This window comes from Streptomyces sp. NPDC058619, assembly GCF_042717785.1.
Lineage (GTDB): Bacteria > Actinomycetota > Actinomycetes > Streptomycetales > Streptomycetaceae > Streptomyces.
Genome location: NZ_JBHXQN010000006.1, coordinates 204,501 through 223,067 on the forward strand (window position 1 = coordinate 204,501; position 18,567 = coordinate 223,067).

Annotated in this window: 13 protein-coding genes and 1 pseudogene; 4 read left to right on the forward strand and 10 right to left on the reverse strand. The window is 72.6% G+C overall.

Annotated features, from left to right (window positions below):
- Positions 1 to 29: 29 nt before the first annotated feature.
- Positions 30 to 665 carry a TetR/AcrR family transcriptional regulator gene (locus tag ACFWTC_RS09120; RefSeq protein ID WP_383921047.1) on the reverse strand — a complete coding sequence of 212 codons (636 nt, stop codon included), beginning with the start codon at positions 663 to 665 and terminating at the stop codon, positions 30 to 32.
- Positions 666 to 754: 89 nt separating this feature from the next.
- On the opposite strand from ACFWTC_RS09120, the pseudogene ACFWTC_RS09125 reads away from it, so the two are divergent.
- A pseudogene (locus tag ACFWTC_RS09125) lies at positions 755 to 1,791 on the forward strand (MFS transporter).
- A gap of 80 nt (positions 1,792 to 1,871) precedes the next feature.
- Here ACFWTC_RS09125 and serA read toward each other — a convergent pair.
- The 6 genes from serA to ACFWTC_RS09155 form a co-directional block, all read right to left on the reverse strand.
- Complete coding sequence (serA, locus tag ACFWTC_RS09130) at positions 1,872 to 3,461, reverse strand: phosphoglycerate dehydrogenase (protein ID WP_383921044.1); 1,590 nt, start codon at positions 3,459 to 3,461, stop codon at positions 1,872 to 1,874.
- A 283-nt stretch (positions 3,462 to 3,744) separates the two neighbouring features.
- Positions 3,745 to 4,746 carry a ketol-acid reductoisomerase gene (ilvC, locus tag ACFWTC_RS09135; RefSeq protein ID WP_384028939.1) on the reverse strand — a complete coding sequence of 334 codons (1,002 nt, stop codon included), beginning with the start codon at positions 4,744 to 4,746 and terminating at the stop codon, positions 3,745 to 3,747.
- Positions 4,747 to 4,899: 153 nt separating this feature from the next.
- On the reverse strand, positions 4,900 to 5,424 hold the full coding sequence (gene ilvN, locus ACFWTC_RS09140; protein ID WP_069922074.1) for an acetolactate synthase small subunit: 525 nt from the start codon (positions 5,422 to 5,424) through the stop codon (positions 4,900 to 4,902).
- Between the two features lie 32 nt (positions 5,425 to 5,456).
- Positions 5,457 to 7,343 carry an acetolactate synthase large subunit gene (locus ACFWTC_RS09145; protein WP_383920253.1) on the reverse strand — a complete coding sequence of 629 codons (1,887 nt, stop codon included), beginning with the start codon at positions 7,341 to 7,343 and terminating at the stop codon, positions 5,457 to 5,459.
- A 204-nt stretch (positions 7,344 to 7,547) separates the two neighbouring features.
- Complete coding sequence (locus ACFWTC_RS09150; protein ID WP_383920256.1) at positions 7,548 to 10,412, reverse strand: putative bifunctional diguanylate cyclase/phosphodiesterase; 2,865 nt, start codon at positions 10,410 to 10,412, stop codon at positions 7,548 to 7,550.
- A 273-nt stretch (positions 10,413 to 10,685) separates the two neighbouring features.
- The gene (locus tag ACFWTC_RS09155) at positions 10,686 to 11,633 is read right to left on the reverse strand and encodes a 2-hydroxyacid dehydrogenase (RefSeq protein ID WP_383920259.1); all 948 of its coding nucleotides are present in this window, start codon (positions 11,631 to 11,633) and stop codon (positions 10,686 to 10,688) included.
- 71 nt (positions 11,634 to 11,704) lie between these two features.
- Here ACFWTC_RS09155 and ACFWTC_RS09160 point away from each other — a divergent pair, with 71 nt between their 5' ends.
- The 3 genes from ACFWTC_RS09160 to ACFWTC_RS09170 all read left to right on the forward strand — a co-directional run bounded on the left by ACFWTC_RS09160 (position 11,705) and on the right by ACFWTC_RS09170 (position 14,365).
- Positions 11,705 to 12,712 (forward strand): aldo/keto reductase, encoded by a 1,008-nt coding sequence (locus ACFWTC_RS09160; protein ID WP_383920262.1) that lies wholly within the window; start codon positions 11,705 to 11,707, stop codon positions 12,710 to 12,712.
- A gap of 105 nt (positions 12,713 to 12,817) precedes the next feature.
- Positions 12,818 to 14,053 (forward strand): PQQ-dependent sugar dehydrogenase, encoded by a 1,236-nt coding sequence (locus ACFWTC_RS09165; RefSeq protein ID WP_384028937.1) that lies wholly within the window; start codon positions 12,818 to 12,820, stop codon positions 14,051 to 14,053.
- A gap of 75 nt (positions 14,054 to 14,128) precedes the next feature.
- Positions 14,129 to 14,365 carry a DUF6191 domain-containing protein gene (locus tag ACFWTC_RS09170; RefSeq protein WP_383920268.1) on the forward strand — a complete coding sequence of 79 codons (237 nt, stop codon included), beginning with the start codon at positions 14,129 to 14,131 and terminating at the stop codon, positions 14,363 to 14,365.
- On the opposite strand, the gene ACFWTC_RS09175 is transcribed toward ACFWTC_RS09170, so the two are convergent.
- The 3 genes from ACFWTC_RS09175 to ACFWTC_RS09185 form a co-directional block, all read right to left on the reverse strand.
- The gene (locus tag ACFWTC_RS09175) at positions 14,328 to 17,399 is read right to left on the reverse strand and encodes an AAA family ATPase (protein WP_383920440.1); all 3,072 of its coding nucleotides are present in this window, start codon (positions 17,397 to 17,399) and stop codon (positions 14,328 to 14,330) included. The two genes, ACFWTC_RS09170 and ACFWTC_RS09175, sit on opposite strands and share 38 nt — an antisense overlap.
- A gap of 79 nt (positions 17,400 to 17,478) precedes the next feature.
- Positions 17,479 to 17,682 (reverse strand): hypothetical protein, encoded by a 204-nt coding sequence (locus ACFWTC_RS09180; RefSeq protein WP_383920271.1) that lies wholly within the window; start codon positions 17,680 to 17,682, stop codon positions 17,479 to 17,481.
- Positions 17,683 to 17,841: 159 nt separating this feature from the next.
- On the reverse strand, positions 17,842 to 18,537 hold the full coding sequence (locus tag ACFWTC_RS09185) for a hypothetical protein (protein WP_384028935.1): 696 nt from the start codon (positions 18,535 to 18,537) through the stop codon (positions 17,842 to 17,844).
- Positions 18,538 to 18,567 lie beyond the last annotated feature (30 nt).

The window sequence follows — 18,567 nt, forward strand, 5'->3', positions numbered from 1 at the left end:
CCGGGCCCCCCGGGCGGGCGGTGGTTCCGTCAGCTGCCCGATCCCCCGGCGGACCCGTCGGCAGCCGCCTCCGGCGCGACCGCGCCCCCCGCCCCGCCCCCCAGCGCCGCGTCGGCGGCCCGGCGCATCCCCTCGGTGATCTCCTCGGCGGTGGCCGCCGTCGCCGGGTCGAAGAGCCACTGGATCATCAGGCCGTTCAACAGCGCCTGGTAGAAGGCGCCCAGGGTGCGCACGTCCCGGTCCGTCAGCTCGTCCTCCGGGGTGCCGGTCAGCATGCCGATCAGCCCCCGGCGCCCCTCCGCCTGCGAGCCCGCGATCATCGCCCGCAGCTCCGGCAGCCTCTCGCCGCTCAGCGCCACCTCCATGCTGGCCGACCAGACGGGTCCCGACTCCTCGTGCCCGGACAGGACGCCCTCCCAGAACGCGCGGAACCGCTCCAGCGAGCCGCCCTCCCCGCCGAGGCCGGACTGGAAGCCCTCGCCCCACTCCTCCATCAAGGCGATGAACGCCTGGGTGAGCAGCGCGTCCTTCGAGCCGTAGTGGTAGCCGATGGACGCCAGGTTGGTACCGGAGGCACTCACGATGTCGCGCGCCGTCGTGCGCACGAACCCCTTCTCGACCAGGCACTTCTTGGCACCTTCGAGCAGATCTTCACGATGTCCCATGCCGCCACGGTAGCAAGACGACCGTCCTAGACGACAGTTCCATACGTACGTCATAGACGATCGTATTAAACGACTGTACATTGCTCCTCATGACGCACCCCGCCGCCACGGCGCGACGCGCCGGCCGCCGCGAATGGACCGCCTTCACCGTCCTGTTGCTGCCGCTGCTCCTGGTCTCGATGGACGTCTCCGTCCTCTACTTCGCCATCCCCGCCATCACCCGTGAGCTCGACCCGAGCGCCACCCGACAGCTCTGGATCTTCGACAGCTACGCCTTCGCCCTCTCCGGCCTGCTGATCACCATGGGCTCGCTCGGCGACCGGATCGGCCGCCGCAAACTGCTGCTGATCGGCGCGGCCGCCTTCGGTCTCGCCTCCATCGGCGCGGCCTACGCCACCAGCGCCGAGATGCTGATCACCGCCCGCGTCCTGCTCGGCGTCGGCGGCGCGACCCTGATGCCCGCCACGCTGGCCCTCGTCCGCAACCTCTTCCAGGACGCCGGGCAGCGCGCCCGCGCCGTCGCCATCTGGTCCGGGGCCATGGTCGGCGGTGTCGCCCTCGGCTCGGTCATGAGCGGGGTGATGCTGAACCACTTCCACTGGGGCTCGGTCTTCCTCGTCAACGTGCCCGCGATGCTGCTCCTGCTGGTCCTGGTCCCCGTGCTGGTCCCGGAGTTCAAGGACCCGGCCCCCGGCCGCGCCGACCTGCCGAGCATCCCGCTGTCGGTGGCCGCCGTGGCGCGGCCCCCGCCGAGAAGGCCGGCTCCCTGCTGGAGACCGGCGCCGAGTTCGGCGGCGCCCTCGGCATGGCCGTACTGGGCAGCATCGGCACCGCGGTCTACCGCCGCGACCTCGCGGACTCCGAGTCCGCCGTACGGGAGACCCTGGGCGGGGCCGTGGCCACCGCCCACCAGCTCGGCGGGGCGGCGGGGACCCGGCTGCTGGACCTGGCCCGCGGGGCCTTCGTCCACGGAATGCAGTACGCGGCCTGGGGCGGCGCGCTGCTGCTGGTCGGGGCGGCGCTGCTCGCCGCGACCCTGCTGCGGCGGGCCGAAGTCCCCGCCCCGCCCGCGGCGGAGCCGGCCGGAACGCCCGGAGCCCCCGTGCCCGGGGGCACGTACAACTGACGGGGGCGGCGCGGGCGGTGGAACGCGGAAGGGCCCGGGGTCTCCCCCGGGCCCTTCCCCCGTTCAGCAGGTGTGCGCGATCAGCCGAGGCTGACCGTGCGCGCCGAGGCGGCGCCGATCTCGGCGGAGATGTCCGCGAGGACGCCCCCCGGGACCTCGGCGTCGACGGTGAGGACGACGAGCGCCTCGCCACCCTCCTCGGCACGGGCGACCTGCATGCCCGCGATGTTCAGGCCGGCCTCGCCGAGGATGCGGCCGACGGTGCCGACCACGCCCGGGCGGTCGGTGTAGCGCAGCACGACCATGAAGTCGGCCAGCGCCAGGTCCACGTCGTACTCGCCGATGCCGACGATCTTCTGCAGGTGCTTCGGACCCGCGAGCGTGCCGGAGACGGAGACCTCCGAGCCGTCCGACAGGGTGCCGCGGACGGTCACCACGTTGCGGTGGTCCGGGGACTCCGAACTCGTCGTCAGCCGCACCTCGACGCCGCGCTCCTGCGCGAACAGCGGGGCGTTGACGTAGGAGACCGTCTCGTCGACGACGTCCTCGAACACGCCCTTGAGCGCGGAGAGTTCGAGCACCTTGACGTCGTGCTGCGTGATCTCGCCGCAGACCTCGACGTCGAGACGGACCGCGACCTCGCCCGCCAGGGCGGTGAAGATGCGGCCGAGCTTCTCGGCGAGGGGCAGGCCCGGACGGACGTCCTCGGCGATGACGCCGCCCTGGACGTTGACCGCGTCGGGCACGAGCTCGCCGGCCAGCGCGAGGCGCACCGACTTGGCGACCGACACACCGGCCTTCTCCTGGGCCTCGTCCGTGGACGCGCCGAGGTGCGGGGTGCAGACGACCTGGTCGAGCTCGAAGAGCGGGGAGTCCGTGCAGGGCTCCTTCGCGTACACGTCGAGTCCGGCGCCGGCGACGCGGCCCTCCTTGATGGCCGTGTACAGCGCGGCCTCGTCCACGATCCCGCCGCGGGCGGCGTTGACGATGCGGACGGACGGCTTCACCTTGTGCAGGGCCTCGTCCCCGATGAGACCGAGGGTCTCGGGGGTCTTCGGCAGGTGCACGGTGATGAAGTCGGCGACCTCAAGGAGCTCGTCCAGCGTCAGCATCTTGACGCCCATCTGGGCGGCACGCGCGGGCTGCACGTAGGGGTCGTACGCGACGATCTTCATGCCGAAGGCCGACATGCGCTGGGCGACCAGGACGCCGATGCGGCCGAGGCCGACGACGCCGAGGGTCTTCTCACTCAGCTCGACGCCCGTGTACTTGTTCCGTTTCCACTCACCGTTCTTGAGCGCGGTGTTGGCCTGCGGGATGTTGCGCGCGGTGGCGACGAGCAGGCCGCAGGCGAGCTCGGCGGCGGTCACGATGTTGGAGGTCGGGGCGTTGACGACCATCACGCCGGCCTTGGTGGCGGCGGAGACGTCGACGTTGTCCAGACCGACACCGGCGCGGGCGACGACCCTCAGCTTCTTCGCCGCGGCGATGGCCTCGGCGTCGACCTTGGTCGCGGAGCGGACGAGGATCGCGTCGGCGTCGACGATCGCGGGCAGCAGCTCGGCGCGGTCGGCGCCGTTGACGTGCCGGATCTCGAAGTCCGGACCGAGTGCGTCCACCGTTGCGGGCGACAGCTCTTCGGCGATGAGTACGACAGGTTTCGAGCTCACGTGGTTCCTCACAAGTCCATTGCGGACGGCCGTCCCGACGGCCGCAGGCGTGGAGGGGGTAGCCGCGTGGAAGACGCACGACACTGTGGGCCTGACGCGTATGTGTTGAGCAGTGTAGTGGCGTTGGCGGCCCGGATTTCCGCCTGTACGGAAGGATCACCCGTCCGTGGTTGGCCGGGGTGGACAAGCCGCCCTCCGGAAGGGCGTCGTCCGAACCCGTCCCGGCCTTCCGGTGGTGTGCGGCGGGGGCGGGACGCACCGTCCCGGCCCCGCCGCCGCGAGATCAGCTCTCGTCGCTGTCGACCCAGCTCATGAGCTTGCGCAGCTTCTTGCCGGTGGTCTCGAGCAGGTGCTCCTCGTGGGCCTTCTTGTACGCGTTGTACTTCGGCAGACCGGCCTTGTACTCGGCCATCCAGGTGTTGGCGAACTCGCCGCTCTGGATCTCCGCGAGGACCTTCTTCATCTCGGCCTTGGTGGCGTCGGTGATGACGCGGGGGCCGGTGATGTAGTCGCCCCACTCGGCGGTCTCGGAGACCGACCAGCGCATCTTCTCCAGGCCGCCCTCGTACATGAGGTCCACGATGAGCTTCAGCTCGTGCAGGCACTCGAAGTACGCGATCTCCGGCTGGTAGCCGGCCTCGGTCAGGGTCTCGAAACCGGCCTTGACCAAGGCGGAGGCGCCACCGCAGAGGACGGCCTGCTCACCGAACAGGTCGGTCTCGGTCTCCTCGGTGAAGGTGGTCTTGATGACGCCGGCGCGGGTGCCGCCGATGCCGGCCGCGTACGAGAGCGCGAGGGCGAAGGCACTGCCCGAGTGGTCCTGCTCGACGGCGGCGATGCAGGGCACGCCGCGGCCTTCCTCGTACTGGCGGCGGACCAGGTGGCCCGGGCCCTTCGGGGCGACCAGGGCGACGTCCACGTTGGCCGGGGGCTTGATGAAGCCGTAGCGGATGTTGAAGCCGTGGCCGAAGAAGAGCGCGTCGCCCTCTTCGAGGTGGTCCTTGATGGACTCCTCGTAGATCTCGGCCTGGAGCGGGTCCGGGGTGAGGATCATGATGACGTTCGCCCAGGCGGCGGCCTCGGACACCGGGACGACCTTGAGACCCTGCTCCTCGGCCTTGGCCTTGGACTTCGAGCCCTCCTTCAGACCGACGACGACGTCGACGCCGGAGTCACGGAGCGACAGCGCGTGGGCGTGGCCCTGGCTGCCGTAGCCGATGACAGCGACCTTGCGGCCCTGAATGATGGACAGGTCGGCGTCGTTCTCGTAGAACAGCTCGGCCACTGGGATATCTCCTTGGTGCGCTGGTGTTGCTCCCACCGTACGGCGGGGAACGGAATCTGAGTTCGCCGGTCTCGCCATGCGGGCGGGGCGTGTCGGGCGGGGGCGTGTCGGGCGGCCGGCCGCGGCCGGTTGGCCGCGGCCGGGGCGCTGCGGTCAGGCGCTGCGGTCGAGTGCGCGCAGGCTGCGGTCCGTGATGGACCGGCCGCCGCGCCCTATGGCGATCGTGCCGGACTGGACGAGCTCCTTGATGCCGAAGGGCTCCAGCATCTTGAGCATCGCGCCGAGCTTGTCGGTGCCGCCGGTGGCCTCGATGGTGACGGCCTCCGGGGAGACGTCGACCGTCTTGGCGCGGAACAGCTGGACGATCTCGACGATCTGCGAGCGGGTCTCGTTGTCGGCGCGGACCTTCACCAGGACGAGTTCGCGCTCGATGGCGTTGTGCGGCTCCAGCTCGACGATCTTGAGCACGTTGACCAGCTTGTTGAGCTGCTTGGTCACCTGTTCGAGCGGGAGGTCCTCGACATTCACGACGATGGTGATGCGGGAGATGTCGGGGTGCTCGGTGACGCCGACCGCGAGGGAGTCGATGTTGAACCCGCGGCGGGAGAACAGCGCGGCGATCCGGGCGAGGATGCCGGGCGTGTTCTCGACCAGGACGGAGAGCGTGTGCTTGGACATGTGAGTCGTTCTCTCTCTCAGGCTCTCTCGGCTCAGTCGTCTTCGTTGTCGCCGAAGTCGGGACGGACGCCCCGGGCTGCCATGACCTCGTCGTTGGAGGTGCCGGCGGCGACCATCGGCCACACCATGGCGTCCTCGTGGACGATGAAGTCGATCACGACCGGGCGGTCGTTGATCGCGTTGGCCTCGGCGATGACCTTGTCCAGGTCGGCCGGGTCCTCGCAGCGCAGCGCCACGCAGCCCATGGCCTCGGACAGCTTGACGAAGTCCGGGACGCGGGTGCCCTTGCGGGGGGCGGCGGACTCGCCGAGCTGGGAGCCTGCGGCGGCGTGACCGGTCTCCTCGCCGTGCAGCACCGTGTTGGAGTAGCGCTGGTTGTAGAAGAGGGTCTGCCACTGGCGGACCATGCCCAGAGCGCCGTTGTTGATGATCGCGACCTTGATCGGGATGTTGTTCAGCGCGCAGGTGGCCAGTTCCTGATTGGTCATCTGGAAGCAGCCGTCGCCGTCGATCGCCCAGACGGTGCGGTCGGGCATGCCGACCTTCGCGCCCATGGCGGCCGGGACCGCGTAGCCCATGGTTCCGGCGCCGCCGGAGTTGAGCCAGGTGCGCGGCTCCTCGTACTGGACGAAGTGCGCGGCCCACATCTGGTGCTGTCCGACGCCCGCGGTGAAGACGGTGCCCTGCGGGGCGAGCGCGCCGATCCGCTCGATGACCTGCTGGGGGGAGAGCATCCCGTCCTCGGGCAGGTCGTAGCCCAGCGGGTACGTCTCCCGCCAGCGGCTGAGGTCCTTCCACCAGGCGCTGTAGTCGCCGGCCTTGCCGTCGGTGTGCTCGGCCTGGACGGCCTGGACCAGGTCGGCGATGACCTCGCGGGCGTCACCGACGATCGGGACGTCGACCGCGCGGTTCTTGCCGATCTCCGCCGGGTCGATGTCCGCGTGGATGATCTTGGCGAAGGGGGCGAAGCTGTCGAGCTTGCCGGTGACGCGGTCGTCGAAGCGGGTGCCCAGCGCGATGAGCAGGTCCGCCTTCTGGAGCGCGGTGACGGCGGTGACCGCGCCGTGCATGCCGGGCATCCCGACGTGCAGCGGGTGGCTGTCGGGGAAGGCGCCCAGGGCCATCAGGGTCGTGGTGACCGGGACGCCGGTGAGCTCGGCGAGGACCTTCAGCTCGGCGCTCGCGCCGGACTTCATGATGCCGCCGCCGACGTACAGGACCGGGCGCTTGGCCTGGCAGATGAGCTTGGCGGCCTCGCGGATCTGCTTGGCGTGCGGCTTGGTGACCGGCCGGTAGCCCGGGAGGTCCTGCGCGGGCGGCCACGAGAAGGTGGTCTTCGCCTGGAGGGCGTCCTTGGCGATGTCGACGAGGACCGGACCGGGGCGGCCGGTGGCGGCGATGTGGAAGGCCTCGGCGATGGTCCGCGGGATGTCCGCGGCCCGGGTGACCAGGAAGTTGTGCTTGGTGATCGGCATCGTGATGCCGACGATGTCCGCCTCCTGGAAGGCGTCGGTGCCGATCGCCTTGGAGGCGACCTGCCCGGTGATCGCGACCAGCGGCACGGAGTCCATGTGCGCGTCGGCGATCGGGGTGACCAGGTTGGTGGCGCCCGGACCGGACGTGGCCATACAGACGCCGACCTTGCCGGTGGCCTGCGCGTAGCCGGTGGCGGCGTGGCCCGCGCCCTGCTCGTGGCGGACCAGGATGTGGCGGACCTTCTTCGAGTCCATCATCGGGTCGTACGCGGGGAGGATGCAGCCGCCCGGAATGCCGAAGACGGTGTCGCACCCCACCTCTTCGAGAGAGCGGATGAGGGCCTGCGCACCCGTGACGTGCTCAACTGCAGCGGACTGGTGTCCGCCGGAACGGGGCCGCGGCTGCGGATGGTGGGCCCCGGTGGCCTGCTCGGTCATCGGCATTCTCTTCTCGAAGCTGAGGGTTTCACGAGGATTCGACTCTGTGCCAGTGCAACAAAAAACCCCTCGTGCCGGGAGGCAGGCGAGGGGAGCGCGTCGGGTGCGTTGAGCGGGGACATGCTGGTCCCGGCTTCAGCCGACGCGCTTTCCAAGTACGAGAATTCGGGTGCGCATGACACTGACCCTCCCTCCGGCGGGAGGTGGATGTCAAGTAGGTGGGACGGGCGTCTCATTATGTGAGCCTCTGTGGATGGCCATCGAACCCGCTGGCGAGCCCCCGGCCAAGGCGGGCTGCACCGCCCCGCCCGGTACGGGGAACGTACCGCGCACGAGCGCGCGGCGCAGCCTGTACTCGTCGAGGGGGCCGGAAAAGGCCATTCCCTGGCCGTGGGTGCAGCCCATGGCGCGCAGGGTGGCGACCTGCTCGGGGAGGTCCACCCCGTCGGCCACCGACTGCATGCCCAGGTCGTTTGCGATCCGCAACAGGCCTGCGGTGATCTTGTGGAGGCGGGCGGACTCCACCACCCCCTCCACCAGGCCCCGGTCCAGCTTGAGCATGTCCACCGGGAGCCGTCGCAGGGCGCTGATGGCCGCGTAGCCGCTGCCGAAGCCGTCGAGGGCGATGCCCACCCCCAGCCGGTGCAGGGCCGCCAGACGGCGCTCCAGGTCGTCGAAGGGGACCCGGGGGTCGGAGACGGCCAGCTCCAGGACGAGGGCCCCGGAGGGCAGCCCGTGCCGGGTCAGCAAAGCCTCCACGGAGCCGGGCGGCATGGAGCGGTCGAGGAGCCGCTGGGCGGTCATCCGTACGGCCACCGGTACGCCGTGCCCGGCCCGGTGCCGGTCGGCGGCCTGTTCGACGGCCTCCTCCAGCAGCCAGCGGCCCAGCTCGGCGGTCCGCAAGGCGTCGGGGCCGGCGGAGGTGGCGCCCTCGCTGTACTCGGCGACGCGCAGGAACTCGGCCGGGGTGAAGAGGATCCCCTGGGCGGAGCGCCAGCGGGCCTGGGCGGCCACGACCGAGACCTCGCCGGTGGCCAGCGACACCACGGGCTGGTGCAGCAGGGCGAACTCGCCCTCGTGCAGCGCGGTCCGCAGGCGCCCCGCCAGCTCCGCCTTGCGGACCACCTCGGCCTGCATCTGCGGGGCGTACAGCTCGACGCGGTTCTTGCCGCCCGCCTTGGCCCGGTACATCGCGAGATCCGCGTTGCGCATCAGGTCCGAAGGGGTGATGCCGGGGTCGGCGAAGGCCACCCCGATGCTGGCGGCGACCCGGACCTCGTTGCCCGCGATGCGGTAGGGCTGGGAGAGGGTGGTGCGCAGCCGGTCGGCGATCTCGTGCACCTGGTACTCGCGGGCGCTGCGGTCGCGGCTGCCGTCGCCCAGGATCAGCGCGGCGAACTCGTCCCCTCCGAGGCGGGCCGCGGTGTCCCCGGCCCGGACGGAGTCCTGGAGCCGGTGGGCGGCCTCGATGAGCAGTTCGTCGCCGGCCTGGTGGCCGATGGTGTCGTTGACCGCCTTGAAGCCGTCGAGGTCGATGAAGAGCACGGCGGTGCTCTGGTCGCCCGCGCGCCGTCCGGTGAGCGCCTGGCGGACGCGCCGGGTGAAGAGGGCCCGGTTGGGCAGGTCGGTCAGGGGGTCGTGCTCGGCGCTGTGCTGGAGCTGTGCCTGGAGCCGGACCCGCTCGGTGACGTCGCGGCTGTTGAGGATGAGGCCGCCCTGGTGGCGGTTGACGGTGGACTCGACGTTGAGCCATTCGCCACCGCCGGACTTGAACCGGCACTCGATGCGGGTGGTGGGCTCCTCGGTGGGCGGTGCGGCGAGGAAGCGGCGCACCTCGTGGACCACGCGGCCGAGGTCGTCGGGGTGGATCAGGGTGGCGAGCTCGGTGCCGACCAGCTCCTCGGCCTCGCGGCCGTAGACCCCGGCGGCGGCGGGGCTGACGTAGCGCAGGGTCCCGGTGGGTGCGGCGATCATGATGACGTCGCTGGAGCCCTGGACCAGGGAGCGGAAGTGGTTCTCCTTCTGGGCCAGTTCCTGGGTCAGCGCGATGTTGTCGAGGAGCATGATGCCCTGGCGGACCACGAGGGCGAGCACGACGGTGCAGCCCGTGACGACGACGACCTTGTCGACGCTGCGGCTCTCGATCACGTTGTAGAGGATGCCGAGCGTGCAGACGGCCGCGGCGAGGTACGGGATCAGCGCGGGCAGCGACCGGGCGATCGGGCGGCTGACGGGCCGCGGTCCGGGGGCTTCCACGGCCTCGTGCGCGGCGCCGGCCCGGCGGGCGCCCCAGGGCGCGTACGCGAGCAGCAGGGAGCCGGCGAACCATCCCGCGTCGAGGAGCTCGCCGGAGCTGTAGGTCTCCTTCAGCAGCGGTGACGTGAAGATGGCGTCGCACAGGACCGTGAGCGCGAGGGCCGCGATGGCCATGTTGACGGCGGAGCGGTTCGTCGCGGAGCGCCGGAAGTGCAGGACGAGCACTATGGAAACGAGGGCGATGTCCAGGAGCGGGTAGGCGAGTTCGAGGGCGGCGCCCGCCACGTTCTCCCCGTTGTGGGACCTGGCCGCCTTGGCGAGGGCCAGGCTCCACGACAGGATCAGCAGCGATCCGGCGATCAGCCAGGAGTCGAGGGCGAGGCAGAGCCAGCCGGCCCGGGTGACGGGGCGCTTGGCGAGCACGAGGAGTCCGACGATCGCCGGCGGGGCGAAGCAGAGGAAGAAGAACTGTGCCGGGGACGGGCTCGGCATCTCCTCGTGGATCACGACCTCGTACCAGCCCCAGATGCCGTTGCCGCAGGCGGACATCAGGGACGAGAGAGCAAAGAGCACCCAGGCGAGCCGGTCACGGTTCGCATGGGTGCGCGCGTACACGTAGCAGGATCCGGCGGCGACGAGGGCCGCGGCGCTGAGGCCGAAGTCACCCATGATGTCGGCCAGTTCATCGCTGCCCCAGCCGAGGCCGGCGCCGACGGCGTATCCCCCCCACACCACTGCCAGGAGTACCTGGACGGCCACTCCCCGGCCTCCGCCCGAGAGGGAGGGCCGGTTCAGGAGCGCCGCCCCCGGGGCACTCACCGGTCCCCCTCGCCTGCCGGCTTGGGGGCACCCCGTCGTCGCCTGCGGCGGCTCTGCCGCGTCGGATCCTTCGTCCATTGGCCGTACATCGCCCGTCGCCCCCCAAAGTGTCCGATCACTCCCCAGCGCCAGACGTTCGTGGCGCAGCCCCTTCTTCCGGACGATACACCACTTTCGTCACTCAGGGACATAGCATCTCTACGCTCCGTTACCACGCGGGGAGTTGTACCCACCGCCCGCATTCGCGTGACTGCGGAGCGTGCCCGCCGGCCGTCACCCGGTGACCAGCACCGTGTGCTCCACGGGCTCTCCGGCGGCGAACCGGGCGAGCTGGCGGGCGAGCAGTCGCTTGGCGCGGGGTTCGAACGCCGAGCTGCTGCCGCCGACATGAGGAGTGATCAGGACGTTCGGAGCATGCCAGAGCGGATGGCCGGCGGGCAGCGGTTCCGGGTCGGTGACGTCGAGTGCCGCGCGCAGCCGCCCCGACTCCACCTCCGCGAGGAGGGCCGCGGTGTCGACGACGGGGCCGCGCGCCACGTTCACGAGCAGGGCCCCGTCCTTCATCCGGCGCAGGAACCCGGCGTCGGCGAGGCCCCTGGTCTGGTCGGTCAGCGGTGTCGTGAGGACCACCACATCGGCCTGCGGGAGGAGTCGCGGGAGGTCGGCGAGGGCGTGCACGGGACCGCGCGCCGTGGTGCGCGCCGTGCGGGCGACGCGTGCGACCGGCCCGCACTCGAAGGGGACGAGCCGGTCCTCGACGGCCGAGCCGATCGATCCGTAGCCGACGATCAGGAGGGACTTGTCGGCGAGGGCTTCGTAGAACCCGCCGTGCCACTCCTCGCGGTCCTGGCCGCGGACCATGCCGGGGATGCCGCGCAGGGAGGCGAGGGCCAGGGTGAGGGCCAGCTCGGCGGTGCTGGCGGTGTGGACGCCGGCGGCGTTGCACAGCCGTACGCCGGGGCGCAGGTCGCCGAGGCCGCCGAGGACGTGGTCGATGCCCGCGGTGAGCGTCTGGACGACCCTGAGGGCGGGCATGGCGGCCAGCGGGCGCACGGTGACCTCGGGGGACTTCATGTACGGGGCGACGTAGAAGACGCAGTCGGCCGGGTCGGCCGGGAAGTCGTCCTCACCGTCCCACCGGCGGTATCGGAAGGAGTCGGGCAGGCCCTCGATCTCCTCGGCGGGGAAGGGGAGCCAGACGTCCGCGGTCTTTGCAGTCATGATCACGAGGCTATGCCAGGGCGGCCGGTTCGAGCCGTTAGTTTGTTTCCGGACCGGGAGGGGGACGCAGGGTGGAGCTCAGGTCGATCGGGGCGGGGGCGCTGACGGTGGGCGCCGTCGGTCTCGGCTGCATGCCGATGAGCTGGGCGTACGCGCCCTCGCGGCGGCGCGGGCAGGAGTCGCTGGCGGCGGTGCACGCGGCGCTGGACCTCGGTTCGAACCTGCTGGACACGGCCGACGTGTACGGGCCGTTCACCAACGAGCTGCTACTGGGCCGGGTGCTGCGGGAGCGGCGGCCGGACGCGTTCGTGTCGGCCAAGGTGGGGCTGCGGGCCGACGCCCAGCACGTGGTGGCGGACGGGCGTCCGGGCTACGTGCGCAGGGCCTGCGACGCCTCGCTGCGGCGGCTGCGGACCGACGTCATAGACCTCTACCAGCTGCACCGGGTGGACCCGGACGTGCCCGTGGAGGAGACCTGGGGGGCGATGGCGGAGCTGGTGGGCGCCGGGAAGGTGCGGGCGCTCGGCTTCTGCGCGCTCGGCGCCGGGGCCGGGCCGGGTGCGGGGCGCGGCGGGGACCGGGCGTACGGGACGACGCTGCGGCACCTGGAACGCGCCCAGCAGGTGTTTCCGGTGAGCGCGGTGCAGGCGGAACTGTCGGTGTGGTCGCCGCAGGCGGCGTGGCAGCTGCTCCCGTGGTGCGCGGACCGCGGAGTGGGGTTCCTGGCGGCGATGCCGCTGGGCAGCGGTTTCCTGACCGGGACGCTCACGCCGGGCGAGGGGTTCGAGCCGCAGGACGTGCGGGCGCGCCACCCGCGGTTCACGGCGGACGCGATGGCGTCGAACCAGGTGCTCGTGGCGGCTCTGCGCCGGGTGGCGCGGCGGCACGGGCCCGGTGTCACGGCGGCGCAGGTGGCGCTGGCGTGGGTACTGGCGCAGGGGCCGCAGGTGGTGCCCGTCCCGGGGGCCGACCGGGCGCCGTGGGCCGCGGAGAACGCGGGGGCGGCGGAGGTGCTCCTCTCGGCGGCCGATCTTGCGGAGATGGCGGCGCTGCCGGTGGCGGTGGGAGCCTGGGACTGACCCGCAACCACTCGATCGAGTGTACGAGCGGTGGAACTTCGGCAGCTGCCGGAGAGGTTGAGACGGGTGAAGGGCACGGTCGGGGCACGGGAAGGGAGCAGGGCGATGCGGTTCACACGTGTGGTGTTCGGGGGGCGGGGCGCGCGGCGCCGGGGCGTGCTGAACGGGGGCGTGCTGGGCGCGGTCGTGCTGGCCGGGTGCGGAGCACTGCTGGCCACCGGCTGTTCGCCGGCCGGCGTCGACGGCGCCCGGCCGGGCGGCTCGCCACCGGGCTCGGCCGCGGGCTCCGGGTCGCCGGGCCCCCCGGGGGCCCCTTCGGGCTCCCCGTCGGTGTCGGCCCCGCCGGCGAAGGGCGCGGTGACGGTGACCGGCGAGGTCGCCAAGGGCCTGGAGTCCCCGTGGGGGGTGGCCCCGTTGCAGGGCGGGGACCTGCTGGTCGCCTCGCGGGACAGGGGCACGATCAGCAGGGTCGAGGCCGGTTCGGGCACGGTGACGCGGATCGGGTCGGTGCCCGGGGTCGCCCCGGGCGGGGAGGGCGGGCTGCTGGGCCTGGCCCTGTCGCCGGACTTCGCTTCGGACCGGATGGTGTACGCCTACTTCACCACCGAGGGCGACAACCGCATCGCCCGGATGCGCTACGACGAGCGCAGACCCGCCGGGCAGCAGCTGGGCGCTCCGGACACCGTGTTCCGCGGCATCCCCAAGGGGCTGATCCACAACGGCGGCCGGATCGCCTTCGGCCCCGACAAGATGCTCTACGCGGGCACGGGCGAGACGGGTGAGACCGGGCTCGCGCAGGACAAGGAGTCGCTGGGCGGCAAGATCCTGCGCATGACCCCGGACGGGGACCCGGTGCACGGAAACCCGGAGGCGGACTCGGTCGTCTACTCCTACGGGCACCGCAACGTGCAGGGCCTCGCTTGGGACGGGGACAAGCGGCTGTGGGCCGCCGAGTTCGGCCAGAACACCTGGGACGAGCTGAACCTGATCGAGCCCGGTGCGAACTACGGCTGGCCGGAGGCGGAGGGCAAGGCGGGTCGGCCCGGCATGCGCGATCCGGTGGCCGTCTGGAAGACCGACGAGGCCTCGCCGAGCGGGATCGCCTGGGCGCAGGGGTCGGTCTGGATGGCGGGCCTGAAGGGGAACCGGCTGTGGCGGATCCCGCTGTCCGGGGCGGACCCGGTGGCGGAGCCCGAGGCCTTCCTGGAGGGGAAGTACGGCCGCCTGCGGTCCGTGGTGGCCCTGGGCGGCGACAAGCTGCTGCTGGTCACGAGCGAGACGGACGGGCGCGGGTCGCCGGAAGCGGGCGACGACAGGATCCTGACGCTGACGGCGCGGTGACGTCGTCGGTGACGTCGTCGGCGACGGTCGGCGGCGTCGGCGACGCGACGGCGGGGACGACGTACGGCGTGGACGGTGTGGTGTAACGCGACGGAGGACCCCGGCGACGGGGCGGAAGGTGCGGTGGACGCGGTGTTCAACATGATCGAGCAGCTGTTCAGCCCGGGGCGCAGGCACGCGGACGAGGAGAAGAAGCGCCTGGAGCTGTCCCGGGTCGACGTCGAGGACGGGGACCCGGGGCGGGGCCCGATAGACCTCGAGTCCGGCACGGTGTTCATACGCCCCGCCGGGCAGCCTCCGACGGGGGACTGACCGGACCGGGGACCGCGAACAGGCGCAGCCGGTGGGCGAGGGCGGCCGCCTCGCCCCGCCCCGCGACGCCCAGCTTCGCGAGGATGTTCGAGACGTGCACGCTCGCCGTCTTCGGGGAGATGAACAGCTCTCCGGCGATCTGGCGGTTGGTGTGACCTTCCGCGACCAGGCGCAGTACCTCCCGCTCGCGGCCGGTCAGGCCGAGGGACTCGGCGGGGTCGGTGTCCGGGGCGGGCGGGGCCGGCCGGGTTTCCGCGGCCCCGGTGGTCAGGGGGATCCGGGCGCGCTGGGCGAGCAGGGCGAGGTCCTCGCGGAGCCGGCGGGCGCCGAGACCGTCCGCGGTGGTGTGGGCGTCCCGGAGCAGGGCGGCCGCGGGTTCCCGGTCGGCTCCGGACGCCAGCAGTGCCTCGGCGAGCCGGTGGCGGGCCCGGGCCAGCAGGTACGGGCGCTCCAAGGGGCGGACGGCCTCCTCCACGGCGGCCCAGTCGGCGACCGCGTCCCGTGCCTCGGCGCGGCGCAGCTCGGCCCGGACGTACTCGGCGTGGGCGGTCCACACCGGGTTCGGGCTGGCCAGGGTGCGGGCGGTGGTGCGCAGCAGGTCCAGGGCGGCTGCTCGGCCGCCCTCCGCGGCGGGGAGCCCCCGGGCGTCCGCCTCGGCGGTGGCCGCGGCGAGCAGCAGCGGCCAGGCGTAGCGGTGCTGTCCGAGCGGGAAGCCGAAGTCGGCGGCCGCGGCCATCGCGGTCCGGGCGTCGGCGATGCGGCCCTCCCCCGCGGCGACCCCCACCGCGAGGCGGAACAGCGGTATCCGGTGCTGGGGCTGGGTCTCGTGGGTGCCGAAGTGCGCGTGTGAGGCGGCGAGCCGGTGGGCGGCCTCCGTCAACTCCCCGCGGGCCAGCGCCAGATAGGCCAGCCGTGCGGAGGCCGATCCACGGGGGGCGGCGCTCTGGCCGACGAGCAGGGTGCGCCGGGCCTCCTCGGCGGCCTCGTCCCACCGGCCGAGGCTGTAGAGACTCTCGGCCATGTTGCCGCGCACCCACGCCTCGGTGTCCAACAGCCTGGCTCGGGTGACGAGTTCGATGCCCCGAGCCGCCAGCTCGACGGCTTCCCGGGAGCGTCCCGCGCTTTCCAGCTGGGAGGTGAGGTTGATGTAGGCGCGTCCGGCGATCAGGGGGAGGCCGAGTGCGGTGGCCCGGTCCTTGACCGCGTGCAGCTCGGCGAGGCCGTCCTCCCCGGTGCCGGAGTCGGTGAGCAGGCAGCCGACGGTGATCCGCGCGTTCAGCTCGGTCTCCCCGGCGCCGACCATCCGCGCGTACGCCACGGCCCGTTCGGCGGCGACGAGGTTGCCGGGGCCCGGGTCGTGGAGCATGCCCCAGCCCGCGGCGCGGACGAGGACCTCGGCGTGCACGTGCGACGGCGGCAGTCCCTTGACCAGCTCCTGGGCCCTGCCGATCTCCTCCCAGCCGTCGCTCCGGCCAAGGCCGGACACCAGCCGGGAGCGCTCGGTCCAGAACCAGGCGGCCCGCAGCGGGTCCCCGTCGGCCTCCAGCATCCTGAGCGCGGTCTTGGTGATCTTCACGGCGCGTTCCGGCTCCCCGCCGTAGCGGGCGGCGACGGTCGCCTCGGCCAGCAGGTCGATCCGCTGGAGCGGAGTGGTGGCGGGATCGCACCCGCACGGCGGGTACACCTCGGTGTAGTCCGCCGGGCGGAGCGCTTCGCGGACCTCCTCCGGGGCGCTCTCCCAGAGGTCCATGGCCCGCTCCAGCAGGCGCAGTTGCTCGGCGTAGGCGTGCCGTCGGCGGGCGGCGACGGAGGCGGCGAGCACCGCGGGCAGCGCCTTGGCGGGGTCGTTCGCGTGGTACCAGTAGCTGGCCAGCCGGATGACCCGCTCCTCGGCGCGGATCAGCGAGTCGTCGCGCTCCAGGGCCTCGGCGTAGCGGCGGTTGACGCGGGAGCGCTCGCCGGGCAGCAGGTCGTCGCTGACGGCCTCGCGGACCAGCGAGTGGCGGAAGCGGTACCCGTCGCCGTCGGCGGTGGCGAGCAGGATGTTGGCTCCGACGGCGGCGCGCAGCGCCTCGATCAGCTCGTCCTCGGTGAGTCCGGCGGCGGCGCGCAGCAGCGGGTACTCCACGGTGGACCCGCCCTCGGCGACGACGGCGACCACTCGCTGGGCCTCGTCCGGGAGGACCTCGACGCGGACGAGGAGCAGGTCGCGCAGGGACTCGGTGAGCCCGGCCCGGCAGCCGCTCGCCCGGGACGCGACGAGTTCCTCGACGAAGAAGGCGTTGCCGTCGGACCGGTCGAAGACGGAGTCGACGAAGTCCTCGTCGGGCTGCGAGGCGAGGATGCCGGCGAGCTGGCGGCGCACCTCGGCCCGGTTGAAGCGGGGCAGCTCGATGCGCCGGACGGTCCGCAGCCGGTCCAGTTCGGCGAGCAGCGGGCGCAGCGGGTGGCGGCGGTGGACGTCGTCCGCGCGGTAGGTGGCGACGACGACGAGGCGGCCGCTGCCCAGGGTGCGGAAGAGGTAGGAGAGCAGGTGCCGGGTGGAGGTGTCCGCCCAGTGCAGGTCCTCCAGGACGAGGACGAGGGTGCGGTCGGCGGCGAGCCGCTCCAGCATCCGGGCGGTCAGCTCGAAGAGGCGGGCGGTGCTCTCCTCGTCGTGCGGGCCCCGCGGGGTGTCGCCGAGTTCGGGGAGGATGCGGGCGAGTTCGTCCTCCTGTCCCGCGGCCGCGGCCGTCAACTCGCCGGGGAGCAGGCGGTGCAGGGTGCGCAGCGCCGTCGAGAACGGGGCGTAGGGAAGTCCCTCCGCCCCGATCTCCACGCAGCCTCCGACGGCGACCACCGCGCCGCGCCGGTCCGCCTCGCAGAGGAACTCCTCCGTGAGGCGGGTCTTGCCGACTCCTGCCTCTCCCCCGATGAGCAGGGCCTGCGGTTCCCGGCCTTCGGCGCGCGTCAGCGCGTCGGTGAGTGCGGCCAGTTCGTCGGCTCGGCCGACGAACACCGGGCTGACTGATCTGGTCTCCACGCCGCCGAGCATCGCACAGACGTCCTGCCCGGCGGCACCCGATATCGGTGCGCTGCCCACCACCTGCCGCTCCCCCGGGTCTCGGTGCGGACTACGCGGCGCGGGTGAAGCGGCTCCGGTGGCCTCTCACCGCCCCTTCGGGTTCCTGGTTCCGGGAGGAGGTGCGGCGCAGCGCCTTCCTCGCCTCCCGGACCAGGCGGTACGCGTCGGCCTGGCGGATGAGCTCGGCGTGGCGGGCATTGGCCATCTCGTACTCGAACATCTCGTGCTCCCTGGTCGCGTTGTTCTCGGACACCTCGTTCGGTGTGTTCCAAGATTCGCGTCCCAGGGGGTGCCGGCACATCGGGAGCATGCCGCATCCGCGGGGTGCGGGGGGCCTTAGTCCGGGCCCCCGGCTCCTGCGGGGCGCCTAAGGCGGCGCCGTCCGGGGGCCGGGCCCCGGACGGCGGGCGGGTCACGGGGTCGGGGTCGCCGGGACCGACGGGAGCGGGAGGAAGTACATGGCGCCGAACACGACGATGCCGAGGCCTCCGAGGGCGACGGCGGCCCAGGCGACGGCCCTGACCCAGGTCGGGAGGGTGCGGCCGGGCGCGCCGAAGGCGGGGCGGGCCAGGACGAAGACGGCGACGAGCAGGGCCAGGGTGGACAGGACGCCGTTGGCGAGGGCGGTCAGCTGCCAGGCGTCGCCGTACAGGGCGGAGATCTGGTCCGCCGGCGGGGCCGACTTGTCGCCCTGGATCTGGCCTATGAGGGTCTGGCGCTCGGCCAGGACGCGGGAGCCCCAGCTGCCGCTGAGCGCGACGAGCCCGAGGCCGGCGGCCACGACGGCGGACGCGGCGGCTCCGACGCCGCCGGACCGTGCCTCCTCGTCGGCGTGCTCCTCGTCGAACGCGTCGTCCTCGTCGAGGTCCTGGTCCGCGGGCTCGGCGTCGTTCGCGGCGGCGTCGCCCGCGGGCGCGGACTCGCTCGCGGACTCCGTCGCGGTCGTGTCCGCGGTCGTGTCCGCGGTCTTGTCCGCGGTCTTGTCCGCGGTCTTGTCCGCCGTCTCGGTCTCGGCCCCGGCGGGCTGGGGGGCCTCGGCCTTCGTGAGGTCGGTGGGGGTGGTGTCCGCCTCGGGGGCGTTCGGGGCGGGGGTCTTCGTGGTGTCCATGCCGGGCACCGTAGGCGGCCTGTCTGAGAG